Origin of the sequence: Shewanella sp. ANA-3, from assembly GCF_000203935.1 — a bacterium.
Lineage (GTDB): Bacteria > Pseudomonadota > Gammaproteobacteria > Enterobacterales > Shewanellaceae > Shewanella.
The window spans coordinates 109,345-129,239 of the sequence record NC_008577.1 but is presented as its reverse complement, the minus strand read 5'-3'; the positions used below and the strand labels follow the sequence as shown (position 1 = coordinate 129,239).

Here is a 19,895-nt window from a genome sequence, read left to right as displayed (position 1 = left end):
ATCCCTATACAAGGAAGCATTATGAACACTCACACTAAAGTATTCGGCGGTTTATTGATCCTCGCACTTATCCCCTGTGGGATTTGGGCAGCCCAACAGGTAAGCACTCTGTCATCTAGCGACACCAACATCTCGATCAATAGCCGTAACTATCCTAACTTTTCGTGGATTTATGTACGCCAAGATGGTGAGCTCACGATAGGCGCGGGTGAGAGCCAAGATTGGAATAAACTCAAACGCCAAGGCAATGCTTATCAAACCGACTATCTGTGGGTCAAAACCGCAGGGAATAGCTATGTGATTACCGATCCAGCCCTTGTAAATCAAGTGAAAGAGGCGGTGCGCCCGATGCAGATCCAAGGCGAGAAGATGCAGCGTCTGGGTGAACAAATGCAGGTTAAGGGCGATGCCATCAGCGCCGAAACCAGCAAACTCTTAATCAATCTCGCCTCAAGTGAAAAAGATACTGAGGTTAACGCGCAAATTGAAAGCCTAGGCGCGTCGATGGAAGTGATGGGCAAAGAGATGGAACAACTCGGCGAAGAGCACCAAGCATTAGCCGATGTGGCCGAGAAGCAGGTTTATGAGCTGGCGCAAAACGCGATAAAAAATGGCACCGCAGTACTAACACCTTAAGCCATTTTTTAGCACTTAAAGGTAAATTATCGGTTATTCCAGTTATAGAGATTGAATTTCCTAGTGAAATTGACTATTTTCACGCCGCTTTGTTATTTCACTAGGAAAAGGATCAACATGGAACAAGCGATTAGCACAGGGAACGACAACCCCATTCAAATGGCCGATACCGTCTATTCGAAAGAAAAGTCACTGTTTGCAATTTTAGCGATTATTTCAGGGCTAATTTGGGCCGTGCTGATCTTAGCCACCAAAGGTCTCGCCCTGATTTATGTGCTGATGTTTTTCATCATTTACCTCTTTACCCACTCGGCGTTTATCAGCTACTTAAAGGGCACGGCGGTTGAAATCAGCCCTGAGCAGTTCCCCGATTTACACAAGCAATACCTCGCCTGCTGCGAGCGTTTAGAGATTAAAGAACCGCCTCGCGCCTACCTGTTAGCCGCCGATGGCATGCTAAATGCCCTCGCCACCCGCTTTCTGCGCCGTAACTACATAGTGCTGTTCTCATCGATCGTGGATGCACTCGAGTCCGATAAAGATGCCCTTAACTTCTATATCGGCCATGAGCTGGGCCATATTCGCCGTAACCATATTGGTAAAGAGCCACTGTTAGTGTTCGCTACTTGGCTGCCGTTAGTCGGCGCAGCCTATGCCCGCGCCTGTGAGTACACCTGCGATCTACACGGTCTGCGTTGCTGCAATAGCCTACGTTCGGCCACCAATGCGGTTGCCGTATTAGCCGCTGGGGTTGAACAGTGGAAACGGATGAATGTGGATCAATATATTCGCCAAACCCAAGAGTCGAGCGGATTTTGGATGTCCTTCCATGAGCTGAACAGCAGTTATCCATGGCTGACAAAACGTATGGCAAGAGTACAAGCAACCGCACAGGGCAAAATGTATGCAGCGCCTTCTCGTAGTGTATTCGCCTACCTCTTTAGCCTGTTTATGCCACGTATGGGCACAGCGGGCGGCGGGATTATCATCCTTGCGGCCATTATCGGTGTGGCCGCTGCGGTCGCGATTCCCGCATATAAGGAATACCAAGAGAAAGCGGGCGCTGCCAGCATTAACTATGATGATGCCAACTACGCCACCAGCACCCCGCAAATGGACACTGTACCCGCTAACGTGCCCGATGCTGCACTGGCTATCGAGCATATAGACCAGTTACATCAATCATTAGCGCCGATTACCGGGGTGCTGGCTCAGTACTACCAAAGCCATAAAGCTTGGCCGACCGAGTTAGAGCCGCTAGGTTTTAGCGATGAGCAGCTAACCACCTTTAACCTTTATTCCGAGGGGATTGTTGGTTTTGTTGCCGGCGAAGCCTTAGGAGATTATCAAGGTTATGAGGTGTATCTATCACCCCAAGTTGACGAGCAAGATAATGTCACTTGGGTATGCAGCAGTAACGGTATTCCCGACGAATATTTACCTGCCGATTGCCAAGGCTAAGATCAAAAAGCGCTGCCAATGCAGCGCTTTTTATTTGTCTTAATAGCCCTATTCGGATAGCTCAATTAACGCTGGATCAGATACCGAATCGTTGGCCCGTTCTGTTCAATCTCTAGCACTTTATAGCCATGATTCTTGGCATCGAGTGGAATATTATTGATTGACTGCGGACAGTCACTGATCACTTCTAATATCTCCCCTGGCTTCAGTGTCGGCATGGCCTCAAGGGTTGCCACTGCGGGGTAAGGGCACGGCTCGCCCACCATATCGAGTTGATAATCTGGAATATATTGACTCATTACGCCGCCTCCGCGATCAATTGTTCATCCCGCTTCGCTTTACGGGCAAAGAAACGTTTTTCCCACAGCAACATGGCCGCAAACGACAGCGCCAGCAGCAGATAAGTCAGCAATAAACCGCCCTTATCACCAAAGCTTGAAAGCAAGTTAACCTTGTCCCAACTTGTGGCTAATGGCTGGGCTAAATCATCCCAGTAATAGGCCAGCAGGGTTGAACCCAGTACGTTACCTAAACCAACCCACCAGAAATGCACTTGGCCTTCGACGGCGCGATACATCCAACCCGTCTCACAACCACCCGCCAGTACAATGCCAAATCCAAACAGCAGGCCACCAATCACCGCATTCGGGCCGGCCCACATGATTTTGGGCGGCACACCTAATTGCACATAGCTATAAATCCCGATGGCACTCACCGCCATACCGAGAATAATTGCCTTGGCCATATGGGTGCGCCCGGTGATCCACATATCACGAAATGCCGAGGTAAAGCAGATTTGTGCCCGCTCAATCAACAGACCAAAACCCACACCGCAGAGCATAGCGATACCCAGCTTAGGCGCATTGAACATTGTCAGTAATCCCCAGCCGATAATGGCCGCGAACACTAACATGCCGATACGAAAACGTCGTCTCGCTTGGTTTTCATCCTGTTTAACCGAGGTCGCCTTATCGACTTTCTTCAATTTCACCGGAATGCGAAACATAGGCAGTAGCGTAAAGCGCGCACCAAAGTAAGAACCCGCAGCCGTCGCCAGGGCAAAAAACCACGCATGTAAGGAAAACTGCGGAATCCCAGTGAAGAAGGCTGCTAAGTTACAGCCCATCGCCAAGCGCGCCCCAAAGCCAGCAATAATGCCGCCGATTAACGCCTGAGCGATGCGGATACGGCTCTGTGGCATACGCAGTTTGACGTTATTCGCCCACAGCGCCGCCGCAATACAACCACCAAACATGCCGATGATCATCATGCCGTCGATACGGTCTAAGGGAGAACCCTGTAAACCAATCACCTTGAAATAACCCCAAGTTTCAGGATTTGCACCAACCAATTGCAGTAAGTGCCCGCCCCAGCGCGTAAATTCCCCCGTAACAGCCCAAAAAGTACCAGTTAACCCAAAATAGTAAGTAGAAAGGATACCGGCGGCGATAACCGCAGGCATAGGTGCCCAAAAACGGACTAAATATTGTTGTTTAAATTCTTGCCATGTCATGTCATTACCCTAATGAACGAGACTATAAAAAATAAGCACGAGGCTTATACCCGTTGCCACACAAGCAAGGCACCATCCCTTAAAAATAAGGCGCTAAAGAATCTTAATTGTGTGGCGACACGCTTTAGATGGCTTTCGCTAGACAACCACGATTTACTCCCGATAACCGATAGCTATGGGTGTAGAGCGTGGCTCTGCCATTACGGCAAAAACCGATAAGCGTGATGTTGCTTTTCTCTGCTAATTCCAACGCCAGTGAAGTCACGGCGGACATAGCAAACAGAATTTGGATATTGGCACTGGCGGCCTTTTGCACCATTTCGAAACTGGCGCGGCTAGTGAGCAACACGGCGACAGGTCGCTCTGCCTTACGCATTGAAAATCCACCGATTAATTTATCCAGTGCGATGTGCCGACCTATGTCCTCGAAGGCGGCGATGATTTGTCCTTCCGCATCTAAGCCCATGGCGGCATGGGTCGCCCCCGTAAGCTTAAAGTGATGTTGATTCTCTTTGATCTGCTCTAAGGCGAGCTGCAGATGATCGATATTAAATCTGGCGTCCGAGTCCACACGAATAACGGGTTTAACCGCCTCTTCTAGCTGCGCAACACCACAGAGTCCGCAACCCGTGCGCCCTGCCATATTACGCCGCTGCTGCTTGAGTTCCATAAAGCATCTTTGGGTGATCTCTACCTGAATGAGCACGCCTTCGGGAGTAAACTCCAGATCCACACCTTTGATTTCATTCACATGGGAAACAATCCGCTCCGACAAGGTAAAGCCAATCGCGAACTCTTCGAGATTTTCTGGGCTGGCGAGCATCACAGTGTGGGCGATGCCGTTATACACCAGTGCCACTCGCACCTCGTTAGCCACATAATCGGTTAACTCGGAAGCCTGCCCCTGTTCTAAAAGGGTCACCTTTCTTTCAGTAACCACGGCGTGTGAATGATATTCCATAGCGACCCTCTAAAATCATAAATTCAAATAAAAACAATTGGTTTGCCAATAAAGTTCGACTCAAGTCACAAAGTGGCTAACTAAATACGAATGCACTTGATTCAGGTTTATGCATTTTCTACTATCGGTTTGTCTTCTATTGGAAGAACGTCGTCTCCGGTGAGGCGTCCGGACTTCAAATCCGGGTAGGGCTGCCAGCAGTCCTGGGTAGGTTCGACTCCTATGTTCTTCCGCCAATTCTCATGGGAATAAAACAGTTCCCCATCCCGAATCTCCCGACTGTTACTGCGATACTTCCTACGGGTAAAACCACTGCGGTCAAAAAACTCCAACAGCTGAATACTGACCTTGCGGCCTAGGCCAATCAGATCCTTAAACTCTGCGGTTTCGAGCTTGCCGTGGGTTTCCACATGCGCTCGCACCAGATTGGCGTAATGACACAACTGCTCGCTCAGCAGATATCTATCCTTCACTACGGCGGTAATAAAGCCCTGTTGCACCAGTTGAAAACATAGCAATCTGAGTTTGGCGGGCTCGAGTTCGAGATATTCCCCCATCTCAGTCACCCACACGGGCGAGGTTTGCTGCGCCAACCAAGGGGCCAAGCGTTGCCAGCATTGCTGCGCCTCGCTATCGAGGACAATCCTGTGATCCGCCAGCTGCAGCAAGGCGCCGCGCAGTACCATCTGCCCTTCTTGGCAGAGACTATCGAGCACCTTATTGGCAAGCTCGCTAGGCAATACGTTGTGGCTCATGCGTTGCAGGCGATTACGCCCCAGCCCCAATTGGTCGGGGTGCTGTTGGTGGTATTCACGTAACAGATCGATAAACTGCTGTTTTTCTTGCTCAAGTAACTGGGTCGATAGCCCATAGGCTCCGAGGCGAGTCAGCCCCGCCTGCGCCAGCATGGCAGCCAGCCCTTCATCGGTTAGCTGCCAACGCCAACGGATTTCATCAATACTGAGCGCCTCAGTCTGACCGAGTAGCGCCAGCACATTCACCGGATTGGAGAGCTGAGCCAGCTGTTGCAACTTACTGACACGCTCCGGCGTACGCTTCTTACGATTGGGAACTTTTAATGCCAGCACCCGCCCAGCGCCCAGCGTTTGCTTGCCACCAATATGCCTGAGCACTATCGGGTCGTCCTGACATAGCAGCAATGGCTTATCGAGCACAATTTCGGCCAGATAACGCCCCTGCTCATCGGCTTCATCCAGAAGCGATACTCGCCCTAGGGTATGGTCGGCGCCGTGGTGACAATGCACATTTTGCCAATGGGTTAAGGGTTCGAAACTGCGAATTTGCACTACAGGTCTGGCGCACAGCTCCGCCTGAGGCAGGCTGCTTAACCAGTCACCGCGGGCGGGCGCCCTGTGGTTATCAACGCCAGTAAGATTTAAGGCGACCCGAGTGCCACTCAAGGCTCTGTGGACTTCCATCCCTTGGCAATGAATACCGCGCACCCGTAATTTCGCTTTTTGCCCAGAGCTGTAGAGGCTATCGCCGATACACACACTGCCGCTAATCACAGTGCCCGTGACCACACAGCCGGCGCCTTTAACGCTAAAGGCGCGATCGAGCGTCATCCTAAAGCTGCTGGCATCTTCCGCTTGGGTCGATTGCAACTCGGCAATATCCAAAATATGTTGCTTAAGGGTATCTACCCCCGCATCGCCTGCATCATTAGCGCAAACCTCAAATACGCCACTGGCCTCGATACCGTATTCAGCAAGCAGCGCCATTCCCTCTAGGGTCAACTTGGCGGCGGTTTGGTCATCGACCAAATCCCGCTTGGTCAGCACTAAGGTCAAACTGTTTAGCGGTAAAAGCGCGAGGATTTGCAGATGCTCGCGGGTTTGTGGCATCACGCCATCGTCACAGGCCAACACCAGCAGCGCGTGGCGCACGTGGCTCACGCCTACCAGCATATTATTGATAAATTTTTCATGGCCGGGCACATCAATAAAGGCTAAGCGAGTGCCATCCCGCAGTGGCATAAAGGCGTAACCGAGATCGATGGTCATGCCACGGCGTTTTTCTTCGGGGAGCCTGTCGGTGTTCATCCCCGTTAAGGCACGGATCAACGTGCTCTTGCCGTGGTCGACATGGCCCGCGGTGACCATAATCATAGCTGCACACCTAAGGTGCTGAGTTCGGCTAACAACTCGGCCTCATCATCGATACCGCGCAGATCGAGGCGAAGTTGATCTTGGGTCATACGGCCAATCACAGGGCGCTGCGCCTGCTTAAAATGCTGCTCGAGCAACGTTAAACTGCCGCCCTCTTGCGCGTTAAAGCACAGGGCGATTGAGGGCAAAAAGGTATCGGGCTGCGAGCCGCTACCGACTTGGGTTTGGCACTCCACTAGCTCGATGCCATAACTCGGTGCAAACAGCGGCTCTAAGGCGCGCTGCAGACGCTCACCGATTTGACGTAACTCAGCTTGGCTGCGGGCAAATTTAGCCATAATCGGCAGTTCCCGATCCAAGGTTTCGGGGTTCAAATAGTGGATCAGCGTCGCCTCGAGCGCCGCGAGAATCAGCTTGTCGCAGCGCAATGCACGCTTGAGCGGATGACTTTGAAGTTTGTTGATCAGCGCCTGTTTGCCGACAATCAAACCCGATTGCGGGCCGCCAAGGAGTTTATCGCCGGAGAAGCTAACCAGATCGACCCCATCCGCCAGCATGGCTTGGGGAGTCGGCTCTTGTTTCAGGCCAAAACGGCGTAAGTCGGTGAGTGAACCACTGCCAAGATCCGAAATCAGCGCGACCCCACGCTCGCGGCAGAGTTGGCCTAATCTGGCCTCATCCACCGAAGCGGTAAAGCCACTGATATGGTAGTTGCTGGTGTGCACCTTCATGATGGCGGCGGTATTTTCGGTGATCGCCTGCTCATAGTCCTTAAGGTGAGTACGATTAGTGCTGCCAACTTCCACTAAGATACAGCCCGCTTGGCGCATAATGTCAGGAATACGAAAGGCGCCGCCGATTTCCACCAGCTCGCCGCGGGAGACAATCACTTCTTTACCCGCCGCCACCGCCGACAACATCAGCAACACAGCAGCGGCGTTGTTATTCACCACGCAGCAGGCCTCAGCTCCTGTTAAGCGCTGGATTAACCCACTAATGGCATTATCCCGATGGCCGCGTTCACCCGCTGCCAACTCAAATTCCAGCGGCGTGGGATAACGCATCACAGAGGTCACCGCCCGAATGGCCGCCTCAGACTGCTGGGCGCGACCAAGATTGGTATGCAGGATAGTTCCCGTGAGGTTCCACACGGGCTTAAGACTATGGCTATAGTCCTTAGACAATTGATCAACCAAATATCCGTTCAATAATGACGGGTTAGCACACCAAGCGGGTAAACGTCGCTCCTGAGCTATCAGCTCACGCGCCGTGCGTAACTGGCTATCCAGCGCCGCCTTTACCGCCGCTTTACCATAGCTTTGCAGCAGGGGCGCCAATATTGCATCGGCGAGCAGACTGTCCATCGACGGCAGCGCGCGGTACAGGGCTTGGGGTGTATCGGGTACTTGGGTCATCATTTGTATCATCTTGATAAATATAAGGGGAAGGACTCGGTGAGCCCTTCCCGACTTTGGTTATTGCTCAGTTTCGTGGGCCAGTAGCAATGGATTGACAGTGGTCGCCCCAAAGCCCTTGGCATTTAGCTCACTGTCGAGCATCAGGGTCGCTAAGTCGTCGGCCGCCACATCCATCAGCGGTGACTTTTCGACGAACAGCATCTTGGTGTAACCATGGCATTCATCGCAGCTCTCGATGCGCACCTGCGCCTTAGCATCATCGAATGACCAGAGCGTCGTCCCTTTATCCTGACCGCAGCTAGTGCAGTGGGCGCGAATGTAATGCCATTCGCTCTCGCACAAACTGCAATGCAGATAACGCAGACCCGCTCGCGGCTGGTCGACGATTACGCTCGCCACAGGATGACAGCCGCAAATCGGGCATAGGTTCTGCTGCACGACTTTGCGTTGATCGATCCGTTTAATCACCATAGGTGCCCAATGGGACCAGTAGACCCCCATCGCCGCCCAGATAAACAAACTGAAGCGTGCGGGGACTTCGCTCATATGTCCCTGACGCAGTGCACTGCCCCAGGAGGTGAGTTGCTCTGGAGATTGCTGCATCAACAAACGCAGCACTCGCGCCATATCCTCATCCACCTGCGGCAGCAGATCGCTTAACAGTTGTTGTAGCAGTCCTTGCCAGTAGCTATCTGCCTCTGAACCCAAGTGGGAAAGCGGAATCGCTTCATCTTTCCCCCAAGCGAGAAGCTGACCGAAGTCAGCCTCCGCCGCCAATCTGGCCTGAATCGCAACCACACGGCGGCATAGCTCAAAGTAGTCGGCCAGCGGCGAGTCCTTGGCCAACGACAACAAACGCTGCGCCCGTCTGTGATACACAGTTTTAGGGTCCACCGCCTTTAAGGGTTTAAGCTCCAGCGGCGATTCGCTGCCGGGGACCATAGGTATCTCGGCTGTATGACTCATTAATGTTTCTCCACGTCCGAATGTTCATCCAACATCAGCGGATGATGTTTACGGCACCAAGCCTTAGAGACCTTGCCGTAAAGCATGCCTGTGATAGAACCTTCCACCCAGGTCGCCATCCAAAAGTGCACCATCACAAACATCAGCATGATCAAGGCACAAATGGCGTGCAGCACGATTGCCCAGCCCACCACAGTGGCCGAGAAGTAAGGTGCAAAGTAGGGTTGCCACATGATGAATCCCGTCACGGTTAAGGTGATGGAAGTCAGTACAAAGGCACGGAACAGCACTTTTTGACCAGGGTTGTAATGGCCGATAGGCGGGATTTTTTCCTCGTTCTCGAACATCACGTCCTTGATGGCGAGCATCCAAGCCAGATCGTGTTTTTCCCATTTGTTGTGGTGGTAATAACGCACCAACATCAACATCAGCGGTAAACACATCATCAGGCCGGCAATTGGGTGAATAAACTTCGCCAATTGCGGTGTGCCCGCTATCGCGCCCAACCATTGGAAGGAGGGATAGAAGAAGGAAAAGCCCGTCAGAAAGGTGACTAGCCCCACGGCCACAATGAACCAATGACAGATGCGGTCGAACAGTTTGTGACGCACTACCATTTCTTGCTTGTTATGCTTGCTCATTTCTTGGCCTCCTCTTCCGCTTGCGCCTTGTCCTCTGGCGGCTGATAGCCGGGTTGATCCTCTTCCACTATGTTGCGACCGACGGTGATCTTATGCAGGCAGGCCACTGCCGCCGTTGCAAGCAGTCCGACAGTACCTAGTGGTTTCACCCAGTCCTGCCACAGGGTGACAGACAATGGGATTTGCGGATCCTTTGGCATTTCGTAGGTTTCAGGCTGAGTGACATCGTGCAATATCATCAGCATGCCTGTGCCACCTACGCCCTCAGGGTTGTAGAGTCCCGCCTTAGCAAAACCGCGTTCTTTTAGCTCGTTAACACGCTTTTCTGAGTAGAACAGCATGTCTTCGCGCGTGCCAAAACGCAGCGCACCCGTGGTACAGGACTTCACGCAGGAAGGCTCCAGCCCAACAGCCAAGCGGTCAGAGCACATAGTGCACTTGTAGGCTTTGTTGTCGACGGCGCTGATCTTCGGGATATCGAATGGACAGGCACTGGCACAATAACCACAGCCAATACATTTGTCCGAATCGAAATCCACAGTGCCGTTGGCATGTTGAACAATCGCGCCAGAGGTAGAACAGGCCTTTAAGCAGGCGGGATCCGCACAGTGCATACAAGCACTGTGGGTAAACTGCCAACGTAATTTGCCTTGGTCTTCGATCTCGTTGTACTTCATCAAGGTCCAGCACTCTGGCGACAGAGATGCTGGGTTTTGATAAGTCCCTTGGAACGAACCCACTTCTTCACGCAGGTCATTCCATTCAGAACAAGCGACCTGACAGGCTTTACAACCATTACACTTAGTCGCGTCAAACAGCTTCGCAATTTGCTTCACGCCACCGACTCTCGCCTGTGCAGGCGGAGTCGCTTGCGAAGTGCCGGAACGTTGAATGATATCTTGAGTCGCCATTATCAGACCTCCGCCTTTTCAACATTCACGAGGAACGCTTTGTACTCAGGCACTCCCGTGTTGGCATCACCCATCTCAGTGGTAAGGACGTTACAGCTATAGGCCTTACGTGTTAGCGCGTTATGGCTACCGTGACGTGGAATACCGAGTGTGTGTACCGTTTGACCATTGACCTGCAATGGGCGCATACGCTTAGTCACTAAGGCTTTAGTGAGAATGTGGCCACGTTTCGAGCTCACTTTCACCCAATCGCCATTCTTAATGCCTTTTTCTGCCGCCAATTGCTCATTCATTTCCACAAAGGTCTCTGGCATGGCAATCGCCGCTAAACGGCAATGTGTCGTCCAGAAGTTAAAGTGTTCTGTGAGTGAGTAAGTGGTACAGGCGTAGGGGTATTCCTCTTTAGTACCTATGGTGTCTTTCACCCCTTCGAACCAACGCAGCACAGGGCTGTGCACCACATTCGGATGCAGAGGGTTGGTGCCGATGGGCGATTCGACCGGCTCGTAATGCTCTGGGAACGGCCCTTCTTTCAGCAGTTTGAGCGCGAAGAAACGACCCACGCCGTCAGCCTGCATAATGAAAGGATGCGCACTTTCCTGTGGATTCAACTTGGCATTGAAGTCGGGCACGTCTATCCCTTCCCACTTGCCGTCTTTCCACTCGACAATCTTACGGTGCTCATCCCAAGGTTTACCGTTCACATCACAAGAGGCACGGTTGTAGAGGACGCGGCGGTTAAGCGGCCATGCGAAGGCCCAGCCCGGCGTAATACCTTTACCCGATGGGTCATGGTTATCGCGGCGAGCCATTTGGTTACCGGCTTCGGTCCAAGAACCCGCGTAAATCCAACAGGCACTCGCGGTACTGCCATCGGCCTTCAGTTCAGCAAAGCTGCTGATCTGACGCTTAGTCGCAACATCGTAACCATTCAACTCTTTCGTCAGTTCGATAGAGCTTGGGTTGTGCGGATCGATATAGTTCCAGTTAATCGCTTCAATGGGCTCAGGCAGTTTGCCGCCCTCTTCGCGATAGAGGTGTTTTAGCTCCTGCAGCAGACCAGAGACAATCTCTGAGTCCGACATTGCTTCGCCTGGAGGATTAGCGCCTTTATAGTGCCATTGCATCCAGCGGCCAGAGTTAACGATCGAACCTTCTTCCTCTGCGAACACGGTCGCAGGTAGGCGGAAGACTTCGGTTTGAATGCTGGCGGTATCGACCTCGTTAAAACCGGGTTCGTTTTGCCAGAAGGTGGCGGTTTCCGATGACAAGTTATCAAGCACGACTAAGTACTTAAGGTTACTCAGCGCCTTGATGTTCTTGTTACGGTTAGGCATAGAGTTAATGGCGTTAACCCCTTGCACGATGCAACCGTTCACTTTGCCACGGTACATCATGTCCAGATGCTTACCGAAGTCATACATCTGATCCCACTTAGGTAACCACTGATAACCGAACTCGTTTTCAGGCGTCGCGTTTTCACCCCAGAAGGCTTTAAGCAGGGACACATAAAACTTCGGATAGTTTTGCCAGTAGTTGGTTTGGCCTGGGCGCAATGGCTTAGGCGTATTCGCCGCCAAGTGAGCCGCTAAGGTTGGTTCTTTATCGTTTGGCAGTTTAAGGTAACCGGGTAAACTTTGAGCCAGTAGCCCCATGTCGGTTGAACCTTGAACGTTGGCGTGACCACGCAATGCGTTAACACCACCGCCTAACTGACCAATGTTGCCCAGTAATAACTGGATCATCGCCATAGAACGGATGTTCTGCGCACCTTTACTATGGTGGGTCCAGCCCAATGCATACATAAAGGTTGCCACACGATCTTTAGTATGAGTGCTCGCAATGGCGTCACATACCACTTGGTAGTCCGCTGTTGGCGTACCAGTGATATTACTTACCGTTGCAAAATCATAACGTTCTACGTGTTGTTTGAGTAAGTTCCACACACAACGCGGGTGCTCAAGTGTTTCATCCACTTTGGCATAGCCGTCTTCGTCGAGTTGGTAGAACCAGGATTCTTTGTTGTACTCGCCTTTTGCTTCATCAAAGCCAGAGAATAGACCGTCATGGAAGTCAAAATCATCCCGCACCAGATAACTGGCGTTGGTATAGGCTTTCACATAATCGAAGTTAACTTGATTGGTCGAAATCAAATAGCGAATCACACCCAGAAGGAATGCTATGTCAGTTCCTGAGCGGATTGGGGCATAGTGATCTGCCAATGACGCACTGCGGTTGAAACGTGGGTCAACCACAATCAACTTAGCATTGTTATGCTGCATAGCTTCTGTAACCCAGCCGAATCCGACAGGGTGAGCTTCTGCGGCATTACCGCCCATAATAATCACTACGTTAGAATTTTTAATATCGATCCAGTGGTTGGTCATGGCACCGCGCCCAAATGTTGGAGCAAGACTTGCTACCGTTGGGGAGTGTCAGTTACGTGCAATAGTATCGATAGCCACTAGGCCTAAAGCGCGCGCAAATTTTTGTGTCGCTAAGCCACTTTCATTGGCCATACCGGATGAGGTCATCATCCCTGTAGTTAACCAACGGTTAACCGTTACGCCATCGGCGTTTTTCTCAATCAGGTTCGCATCACGGTCATCTTTCATTAAACGAGCAATACGTTTAAAGGCATCATGCCAGCTGATCCGTTCCCACTTGTTGCTGCCGGGAGCGCGATATTCTGGATACTGTAAACGGTGTGGACTGTTAACATAGTCCACAAGGCCTGCACCCTTAGAGCACAATGCACCTCGGTTTACTGGATGATCGGCATCACCCTCGATATGGAAAATAGCATGCTCAGAGTTTTTGCCCCCACTGCCTTGGCTGTACATCAGCAGGCCACAACCGACCGAGCAATACGGACAGTTGTTACGGGTTTCTTTGGCTCCGATCAGCTTAAACTCTCGCACTGCTGCATAGGCCTTTTCGGACATCAATCCCAGCGCTGAAATCGCTGAGGTTGCCGCTCCGGCCGCACACAGTTTAAAAAACTGGCGTCTGTTCATAGCGTTCTCTCACACTTTTGTCGTTATGAGTTTGGTAATTGCAGTGGTAACGCTGCAATCGTTTGAGTGAGTCAACAAAGCCCCCACTTAATCTAAGATTATCCTTAAAGTGAAAATAGATAACAAATAATGACATGAGATCGAGATCTCAATTCACCACCTACAGAATAAACTACTGCTGAATAAATTTTAAATTGACATTTTCAGCACTTAACTTCGTAAAAATTACACAAAAAAATATATAAACCCAAAAGCTACCAAAAGACATTTTGTCCACCACTCAATAGGCATTTTGTCTCACAATGGTATATTAAGGTTATATAGAATGTGTATTTAAAGCCGAAACGAAATAAGAGATGATTAAAAACACCTCAAATTTACTGGTTTTGGATGGATAGACAGCCATCAAAGCTGACAATGTAAAGATTGGATAAAAAAGCACTCATCCTGCGGTGTTAAACACACCTAAAGTACAAAGTGCAAAAACAGCGAAATCGCCGCATAAGATAGACAAAAGGCATAGCAAATCGCTATGCCTTTCACTTTATTGATCGCTTGCTTCAGCACTTTTCACCCGCTGATGGGTTATCGGCGCCAAAGACTGTGCATTACAGACTCGGCAATACGCCTTGGGGCAAGTAAGCATTGAAGCTGGCGGTATAAAGCAGATCCGTTGCCGCATCGATATCCGGCGCAAAGTATCTGTCTTTATCATAGTAGGCAACCACTTCGCGTAGCTCGGCCTTCGCCTGCGCCACTGCTTTGCTTGGCATTAATGGCGCGCGGAAATCCAAGCCTTGGGCGGCCGCCAATAACTCAACCGCTAACACGCCACGGGTGTTTTCGCTCATATCCCGTAAACGGCGCGCCGCAAAAGTCGCCATAGACACATGGTCTTCTTGGTTGGCCGAGGTCGGTAAACTGTCGACCGATGCTGGATGGGCGTAAGTTTTGTTTTCAGAGGCCAATGCCGCCGCCGTCACTTGGGCGATCATAAAGCCCGAGTTCACTCCACCGTTTTTAACCAGGAAAGGTGGCAGTTTAGACAGACTAGAGTCGATGAGCAGCGCGATACGACGCTCTGCAATCGCGCCTAATTCGGCAATCGCAATCGCCAAGTTATCGGCTGCCATAGCAACGGGCTCGGCGTGGAAGTTACCGCCGGAGATAATATCGCCAGTATCTTGGAATACCAACGGGTTATCGGTCACGCCATTGGCCTCAGTGCCTAACACCTCGGCCGCTTGGCGGATTTGGGTTAAACACGCACCTAATACCTGTGGTTGGCAGCGCAGTGAGTAAGGATCTTGCACCTTCTCGCAGTTGATGTGGCTCAAGCTGATTTCAGACTCTTCGCCCAGCAGATGACGGAACACCATGGCCGCATCGATTTGTCCTTTCTGACCACGGGCCGCATGAATGCGTGGGTCAAACGGACTGCGGCTACCCATGGCTGCCTCGACGCTCATGGCGCCAATCACTGAGCTTGCAGCAAACAAGTCTTCAGCGTGGAACAAGCCTTCCAACGCCAGTGCCGTGGAAGCCTGAGTACCGTTGAGCAGGGCTAAGCCTTCCTTCGCGGCTAAATCGATTGGCTTTAGGCCAGCGATTTCTAAGCCTTCGGCGGCCGAAATAATCTGACCTTGATAGCTCATCTCGCCTTCACCCAACAGCGGCAAACACATATGGGCTAACGGCGCTAAGTCGCCAGAGGCACCCACAGAACCTTTTTCAGGCACGCAGGGGTAAACCTCGGCATTCACTAGGCTGATAAGGAAATTAATCACTTCTAAACGGATACCCGAGAAGCCACGGCTTAAGGAGTTGATCTTTAACACCATCATCAGGCGCACGGTCGCGTCCTGCATGTATTGGCCCGTGCCCGCAGCGTGGGATAACACGATAGAGCGTTGCAGTAATTGCAGATCTTCCGGGGCAATCTTAGTGTTGGCCAGCAGACCAAAACCCGTGTTGATGCCGTAAACGGTGCGACCTTCATCCAACACCTTTTGCACGATTTGCGCGCTGGTGTTGATATCATTTATCGCCTCAGGCGCCAGTTCGAGTGTCAGCTTATGGCGGCTGATTTCACGCAGTTGCGCCAGACTTAAACTGCCGGGCGTTAATACTAAATGATTGACTGATTTCATTTTTACATCCGTATTCTTGTCGTTGTTTTTCACGGTTTGTGTTGAATTGTTAGTCTTTAAGCATGGGCAGATCTAAGCCCTGCTCTTTTGCACAGTTTTTCGCGATCTCGTAACCCGCATCCGCATGGCGCATCACGCCTGTCGCAGGGTCGTTCCACAGCACGCGGCCAACACGTTTAGCGGCGGCCTCAGTGCCGTCACATACGATCACTACACCCGAGTGTTGACTAAAGCCCATGCCCACACCACCACCGTGGTGCAGCGACACCCAAGTCGCACCGCTGGCAGTGTTTAGCAGAGCGTTCAGTAATGGCCAATCAGATACTGCGTCTGAACCGTCCATCATAGACTCGGTTTCACGGTTAGGGCTGGCGACTGAACCTGAGTCTAAGTGGTCACGACCAATGACGATCGGCGCCGACAGCTCGCCGTTTTTCACCATCTCGTTAAAGGCTTGAGCTAAACGTGCACGGTCCTTTAAGCCCACCCAGCAGATACGCGCTGGTAGACCTTGGAAGGCGATACGTTCACGGGCCATATCTAACCAGTTGTGCAGATGAGGATTGTCAGGGATCAGTTCCTTCACTTTGGCGTCGGTCTTGTAGATATCCTCAGGATCGCCAGACAGGGCCACCCAACGGAACGGACCAATACCTTCGCAGAACAGTGGGCGAATATAAGCAGGCACAAAACCTGGGAAATCGAACGCGTTTTTAACGCCAGTTTCGAAGGCCATTTGGCGAATGTTGTTACCATAGTCTAAGGTCGCCGCGCCTGCCGCTTGCAGTTCCAGCATGGCTTGCACCTGTACCGCCATCGAGGCTTTAGCCGCTTTAACGACGGCGGCTTCATCAGTTTTACGCATGTCAGCCGCTTGCGCCATAGTCCAGCCCTGTGGCAAATAGCCGTTCAGCGGATCGTGGGCAGAGGTTTGGTCGGTGACAACATCAGGAGTAATGCCACGCTTCACTAATTCGGCAAAGACATCGGCGGCGTTAGCCAGCAGGCCCACTGATACGGGTTTGCCCGAGGCATTGGCGTCGTTGATCATCGCCAAGGCTTCGTCTAATGAAGTGGCCTTTTTATCCACATAACGGGTACGCAGACGAAAATCGATACGGGTTTCATCCACTTCACAGGCAAGCACAGAGAAGCCCGCCATAGTACCAGCCAGTGTTTGCGCGCCGCCCATACCCCCTAAACCACCGGTGAGGATCCACTTACCGGCAGCCACGCCGCCAAAGTGTTGTTTTGCCACGGCAACGAAGGTTTCGTAGGTACCTTGGACAATGCCCTGAGTCCCGATATAAATCCACGAACCCGCGGTCATCTGGCCATACATGGCCAGACCTTGCTTATCTAACTCGTTAAAATGTTCCCAGTTTGCCCAATGTGGCACTAGGTTAGAGTTAGCAATCAGCACGCGTGGAGCATCGGCGTGGGTACGGAATACGCCCACAGGTTTACCCGATTGCACCATTAAGGTTTCGTCGTCTTCGAGGCGTTTTAGCACTTCGATAATCTTGTCGTAGCAGTCCCAGTCGCGGGCCGCGCGGCCGATACCACCGTAAACCACTAAATCCTCTGGGCGCTCGGCCACATCGGGATGTAAGTTGTTCATTAACATGCGCATTGGCGCTTCGGTTAACCAGCTTTTGCAGCTTAATTGGCTACCATGGGGCGCAATAATGCGGCGGCTTGAGTCGTGTCGCTTGTCCATTGAGATGTCCTCTTTCAACCTGTTGAACTCACTCGCCATTCGGCTAAGTGCTATTGTTTTTATTGTGTTTTTGTCGCTAAACATCGGATGAATGCCATTAGCCTTCACCGCTGCTTGCGTACGTTATTTATTGAATGTCAGGTGTCCGCCGAGCTTAAAGCGGCTCCCTGGGTGTACTAATTTGGCAAAACTCACCACCCCTTGGCGCGACCAAGTGCGGCGTGAAATCTGTAAACAGGGCTCAGTCGCCGGAATGGCTAACCTCTGCTGCAACTCGCTACTGGCAATAATGGCTTCGATGGTGTGGTGCGCCTCGGTCAGCGGAGCCACCTGCGACAGGTATTCATGGGGTGTCTGCTCGCTAAAGTCCTGCTCTAAGTAATCAGGCGCAAAGGCGGGATTCACATAACGCTCCTCGACTTGGAGCGGCACGCCCTGCTCGCAATGCACTAACACCGAATGAAACACCGGACTTCCGAGCTCCAGCGCCAGTGCGATGGCGATAGGCGCGGTGGCATTCACTTGTCTCAGTGCTAACTGCTGCACACTGTAACCATGACCACGATCTTTGATTTCGTCGGCAATGTTGCGGATAGCCAGCATGGAGGATTGCGACTTTCGCCCGGCCACAAAGGTGCCCAGCCCCTGCGAACGCTCAAGCACACCGTTATCCGTCAGCTCGGTCAAGGCGCGACGCGCCGTCATACGGCTACAGACAAACAGTTCGGCTAGCTGGTTTTCCGAGGGGACACGGGCATTTTCTTCCCACTCACCAGACTCGATACAGCCAATGATATATTGCTTAATTTCTGCAAACTTAGGCGTAGCCAAAACACTTCCTCAAGATCAAATCTACCTAGGTTTGGCATGGTAGATACTCACACACCAAAACACTGAGCCACTTTCAAACGTTCAAAATTGCGGCTACAATCCTAGCTTGTATATACAAGTAAATACAAGCTAGCTCACATAACTTTCGATAATAAAGAGTTTGCGGGGCCAAAAAGCCAACGCAGCGAGGGATAACAATGTCTTGGGATCAGGTTTGGATAGACGTTAACGTAGCAACAATGGACCCTTCCATATCAGCACCTTACGGCGCAATTACCAATGCAGCTATCGCAGTAAAAGACGGTAAAATTGCCTGGTTAGGCCCACGCAGCGAGCTGCCCGCCTTCGATGTGTTGTCCATTCCTGTTTACAGGGGCAAGGGCGGTTGGATCACTCCGGGGCTGATTGATGCCCACACCCATTTAGTGTTTGCCGGTAATCGTGCCAACGAATTCGAGCTACGCCTAAAGGGCGCTACCTACGAGGAAATCGCCCGTGCTGGCGGCGGCATTATTTCCACGGTTAACGCCTGCCGTGAAGCCGATGAAGCCGAGTTATTTGATCTCGGTCGCCAGCGTTTAAACGCCTTGGCGAAGGAAGGCGTTACTACGGTTGAGATTAAATCAGGCTATGGTTTAGATACCGAAACCGAACTCAAAATCCTGCGTGTTGCCCGCGAACTCGGCCAACATCACCATGTGGATGTGAAGACCACCTTCCTCGGTGCCCATGCGGTGCCGCCCGAGTTTAAAGACAATAGCGACGGCTATGTCGACTTAATAATCAATAAGATGCTGCCTGCGGTGATTGCCGAAAACCTCGCCGATGCGGTGGATGTATTCTGTGAAAACATCGCCTTTAACCTAGAGCAAACCGAGCGCGTGCTGAGCGCCGCCAAAGCGGCTGGCCTGCAAGTCAAACTGCACGCCGAGCAATTATCCAATATGGGCGGCTCTGAATTAGCCGCACGCTTAGGGGCTAAGTCGGTTGATCATATTGAATATTTAGATGAGGCTGGTGTTAAAGCCCTAAGTGAAAGTGGCACCTGCGCCGTGCTGTTACCGGGCGCGTTTTACTTTTTGCGGGAAACCCAAAAACCACCTATCGACTTATTGCGTCAATACGGTGTGCCTATGGTGCTCGCCAGCGACTTTAATCCCGGCTCATCGCCCATCTGCTCGACCCTGCTGATGCTGAACATGGGTTGCACCCTATTCCGCTTAACCCCAGAGGAAGCGCTTGCGGGTTTAACATTGAATGCCGCCAAGGCACTAGGGATTGAAGAGAGTGTCGGCAGCTTAGTGGTTGGTAAACAGGCGGATTTCTGTCTGTGGGATATCGCCACCCCAGCACAACTCGCCTATAGCTACGGCGTGAATCCCTGCAAGGATGTAGTTAAAAACGGTAAGTTAGTGCATCAATAACCCGCATTATACTGACATAAACAATAGGTTATTAGAGACAGCTTATAACCTATTGATGTGCTTAGCCATCTAACATGAATATTGAGAATTAATTGGTTATACAGCTTTGCAATATTA

General features: G+C 51.5%; 17 protein-coding genes and 1 tRNA gene. 7 read left to right on the top strand and 11 right to left on the bottom strand.

The genetic code is table 11. From position 1 onward, the window contains the following. Positions 1-21: 21 nt before the first annotated feature. Together SHEWANA3_RS00600 and SHEWANA3_RS00595 are read left to right on the top strand one after the other, a co-directional pair. Positions 22-636 (top strand): hypothetical protein, encoded by a 615-nt coding sequence (locus SHEWANA3_RS00600; protein WP_011715385.1) that lies wholly within the window; start codon positions 22-24, stop codon positions 634-636. Between the two features lie 117 nt (positions 637-753). Beyond that, a complete protein-coding gene (locus SHEWANA3_RS00595; RefSeq protein WP_011715384.1) occupies positions 754-2,097 on the top strand; it encodes a M48 family metallopeptidase in 1,344 nt (447 codons plus the stop codon). Between the two features lie 65 nt (positions 2,098-2,162). Here the strand turns inward: SHEWANA3_RS00595 and yedF are convergent, their stop codons facing one another. From yedF to fdhD, 3 genes are all read right to left on the bottom strand, one after another. Beyond that, complete coding sequence (gene yedF, locus SHEWANA3_RS00590; protein ID WP_011070517.1) at positions 2,163-2,396, bottom strand: sulfurtransferase-like selenium metabolism protein YedF; 234 nt, start codon at positions 2,394-2,396, stop codon at positions 2,163-2,165. Then, positions 2,396-3,610, bottom strand: a complete 1,215-nt coding sequence (yedE, locus tag SHEWANA3_RS00585) for a selenium metabolism membrane protein YedE/FdhT (RefSeq protein WP_011715383.1) — start codon at positions 3,608-3,610, stop codon at positions 2,396-2,398. Before yedE ends, yedF begins: the two co-directional genes overlap by 1 nt. A gap of 124 nt (positions 3,611-3,734) precedes the next feature. Further along, entirely contained in the window at positions 3,735-4,571 is an 837-nt protein-coding gene (fdhD, locus tag SHEWANA3_RS00580; RefSeq protein WP_011715382.1) for a formate dehydrogenase accessory sulfurtransferase FdhD, read from the bottom strand. A 141-nt stretch (positions 4,572-4,712) separates the two neighbouring features. Between fdhD and SHEWANA3_RS23540 the strand changes: the two genes are divergently transcribed. The 4 genes from SHEWANA3_RS23540 to SHEWANA3_RS23855 all read left to right on the top strand — a co-directional run bounded on the left by SHEWANA3_RS23540 (position 4,713) and on the right by SHEWANA3_RS23855 (position 6,544). After that, positions 4,713-4,807 (top strand) — tRNA-Sec (locus SHEWANA3_RS23540). Between the two features lie 372 nt (positions 4,808-5,179). After that, positions 5,180-5,389, top strand: coding sequence for a hypothetical protein (locus tag SHEWANA3_RS23710; protein WP_232015336.1), 210 nt, complete (start codon positions 5,180-5,182; stop codon positions 5,387-5,389). Between the two features lie 660 nt (positions 5,390-6,049). Continuing rightward, positions 6,050-6,322, top strand: coding sequence for a hypothetical protein (locus SHEWANA3_RS23705; RefSeq protein ID WP_244096589.1), 273 nt, complete (start codon positions 6,050-6,052; stop codon positions 6,320-6,322). A 93-nt stretch (positions 6,323-6,415) separates the two neighbouring features. Then, positions 6,416-6,544, top strand: a complete 129-nt coding sequence (locus tag SHEWANA3_RS23855) for a hypothetical protein (protein WP_279587683.1) — start codon at positions 6,416-6,418, stop codon at positions 6,542-6,544. Positions 6,545-6,696: 152 nt separating this feature from the next. Here SHEWANA3_RS23855 and selA read toward each other — a convergent pair whose 3' ends face one another. The 8 genes from selA to hutC all read right to left on the bottom strand — a co-directional run bounded on the left by selA (position 6,697) and on the right by hutC (position 18,354). Then, entirely contained in the window at positions 6,697-8,118 is a 1,422-nt protein-coding gene (gene selA, locus SHEWANA3_RS00570) for an L-seryl-tRNA(Sec) selenium transferase (RefSeq protein ID WP_041412473.1), read from the bottom strand. Between the two features lie 57 nt (positions 8,119-8,175). Next, the gene (gene fdhE, locus SHEWANA3_RS00565; protein WP_011620939.1) at positions 8,176-9,084 is read right to left on the bottom strand and encodes a formate dehydrogenase accessory protein FdhE; all 909 of its coding nucleotides are present in this window, start codon (positions 9,082-9,084) and stop codon (positions 8,176-8,178) included. Further along, the gene (locus tag SHEWANA3_RS00560; RefSeq protein ID WP_011624735.1) at positions 9,084-9,725 is read right to left on the bottom strand and encodes a formate dehydrogenase subunit gamma; all 642 of its coding nucleotides are present in this window, start codon (positions 9,723-9,725) and stop codon (positions 9,084-9,086) included. The genes fdhE and SHEWANA3_RS00560 overlap by 1 nt, the downstream gene beginning before the upstream one ends. After that, entirely contained in the window at positions 9,722-10,636 is a 915-nt protein-coding gene (fdxH, locus tag SHEWANA3_RS00555; RefSeq protein ID WP_011624734.1) for a formate dehydrogenase subunit beta, read from the bottom strand. The genes SHEWANA3_RS00560 and fdxH overlap by 4 nt, the downstream gene beginning before the upstream one ends. A gap of 2 nt (positions 10,637-10,638) precedes the next feature. After that, entirely contained in the window at positions 10,639-13,653 is a 3,015-nt protein-coding gene (fdnG, locus tag SHEWANA3_RS00550; protein WP_157705907.1) for a formate dehydrogenase-N subunit alpha, read from the bottom strand. A 608-nt stretch (positions 13,654-14,261) separates the two neighbouring features. Beyond that, positions 14,262-15,803, bottom strand: a complete 1,542-nt coding sequence (gene hutH / locus SHEWANA3_RS00540) for a histidine ammonia-lyase (protein WP_011620934.1) — start codon at positions 15,801-15,803, stop codon at positions 14,262-14,264. Between the two features lie 49 nt (positions 15,804-15,852). Next, entirely contained in the window at positions 15,853-17,523 is a 1,671-nt protein-coding gene (gene hutU / locus SHEWANA3_RS00535; RefSeq protein WP_011715379.1) for a urocanate hydratase, read from the bottom strand. A 123-nt stretch (positions 17,524-17,646) separates the two neighbouring features. Further along, complete coding sequence (gene hutC / locus SHEWANA3_RS00530; protein WP_011715378.1) at positions 17,647-18,354, bottom strand: histidine utilization repressor; 708 nt, start codon at positions 18,352-18,354, stop codon at positions 17,647-17,649. Between the two features lie 197 nt (positions 18,355-18,551). On the opposite strand from hutC, the gene hutI reads away from it, so the two are divergent. Continuing rightward, positions 18,552-19,778, top strand: coding sequence for an imidazolonepropionase (gene hutI / locus SHEWANA3_RS00525; RefSeq protein ID WP_011715377.1), 1,227 nt, complete (start codon positions 18,552-18,554; stop codon positions 19,776-19,778). Positions 19,779-19,895: the final 117 nt, after the last annotated feature.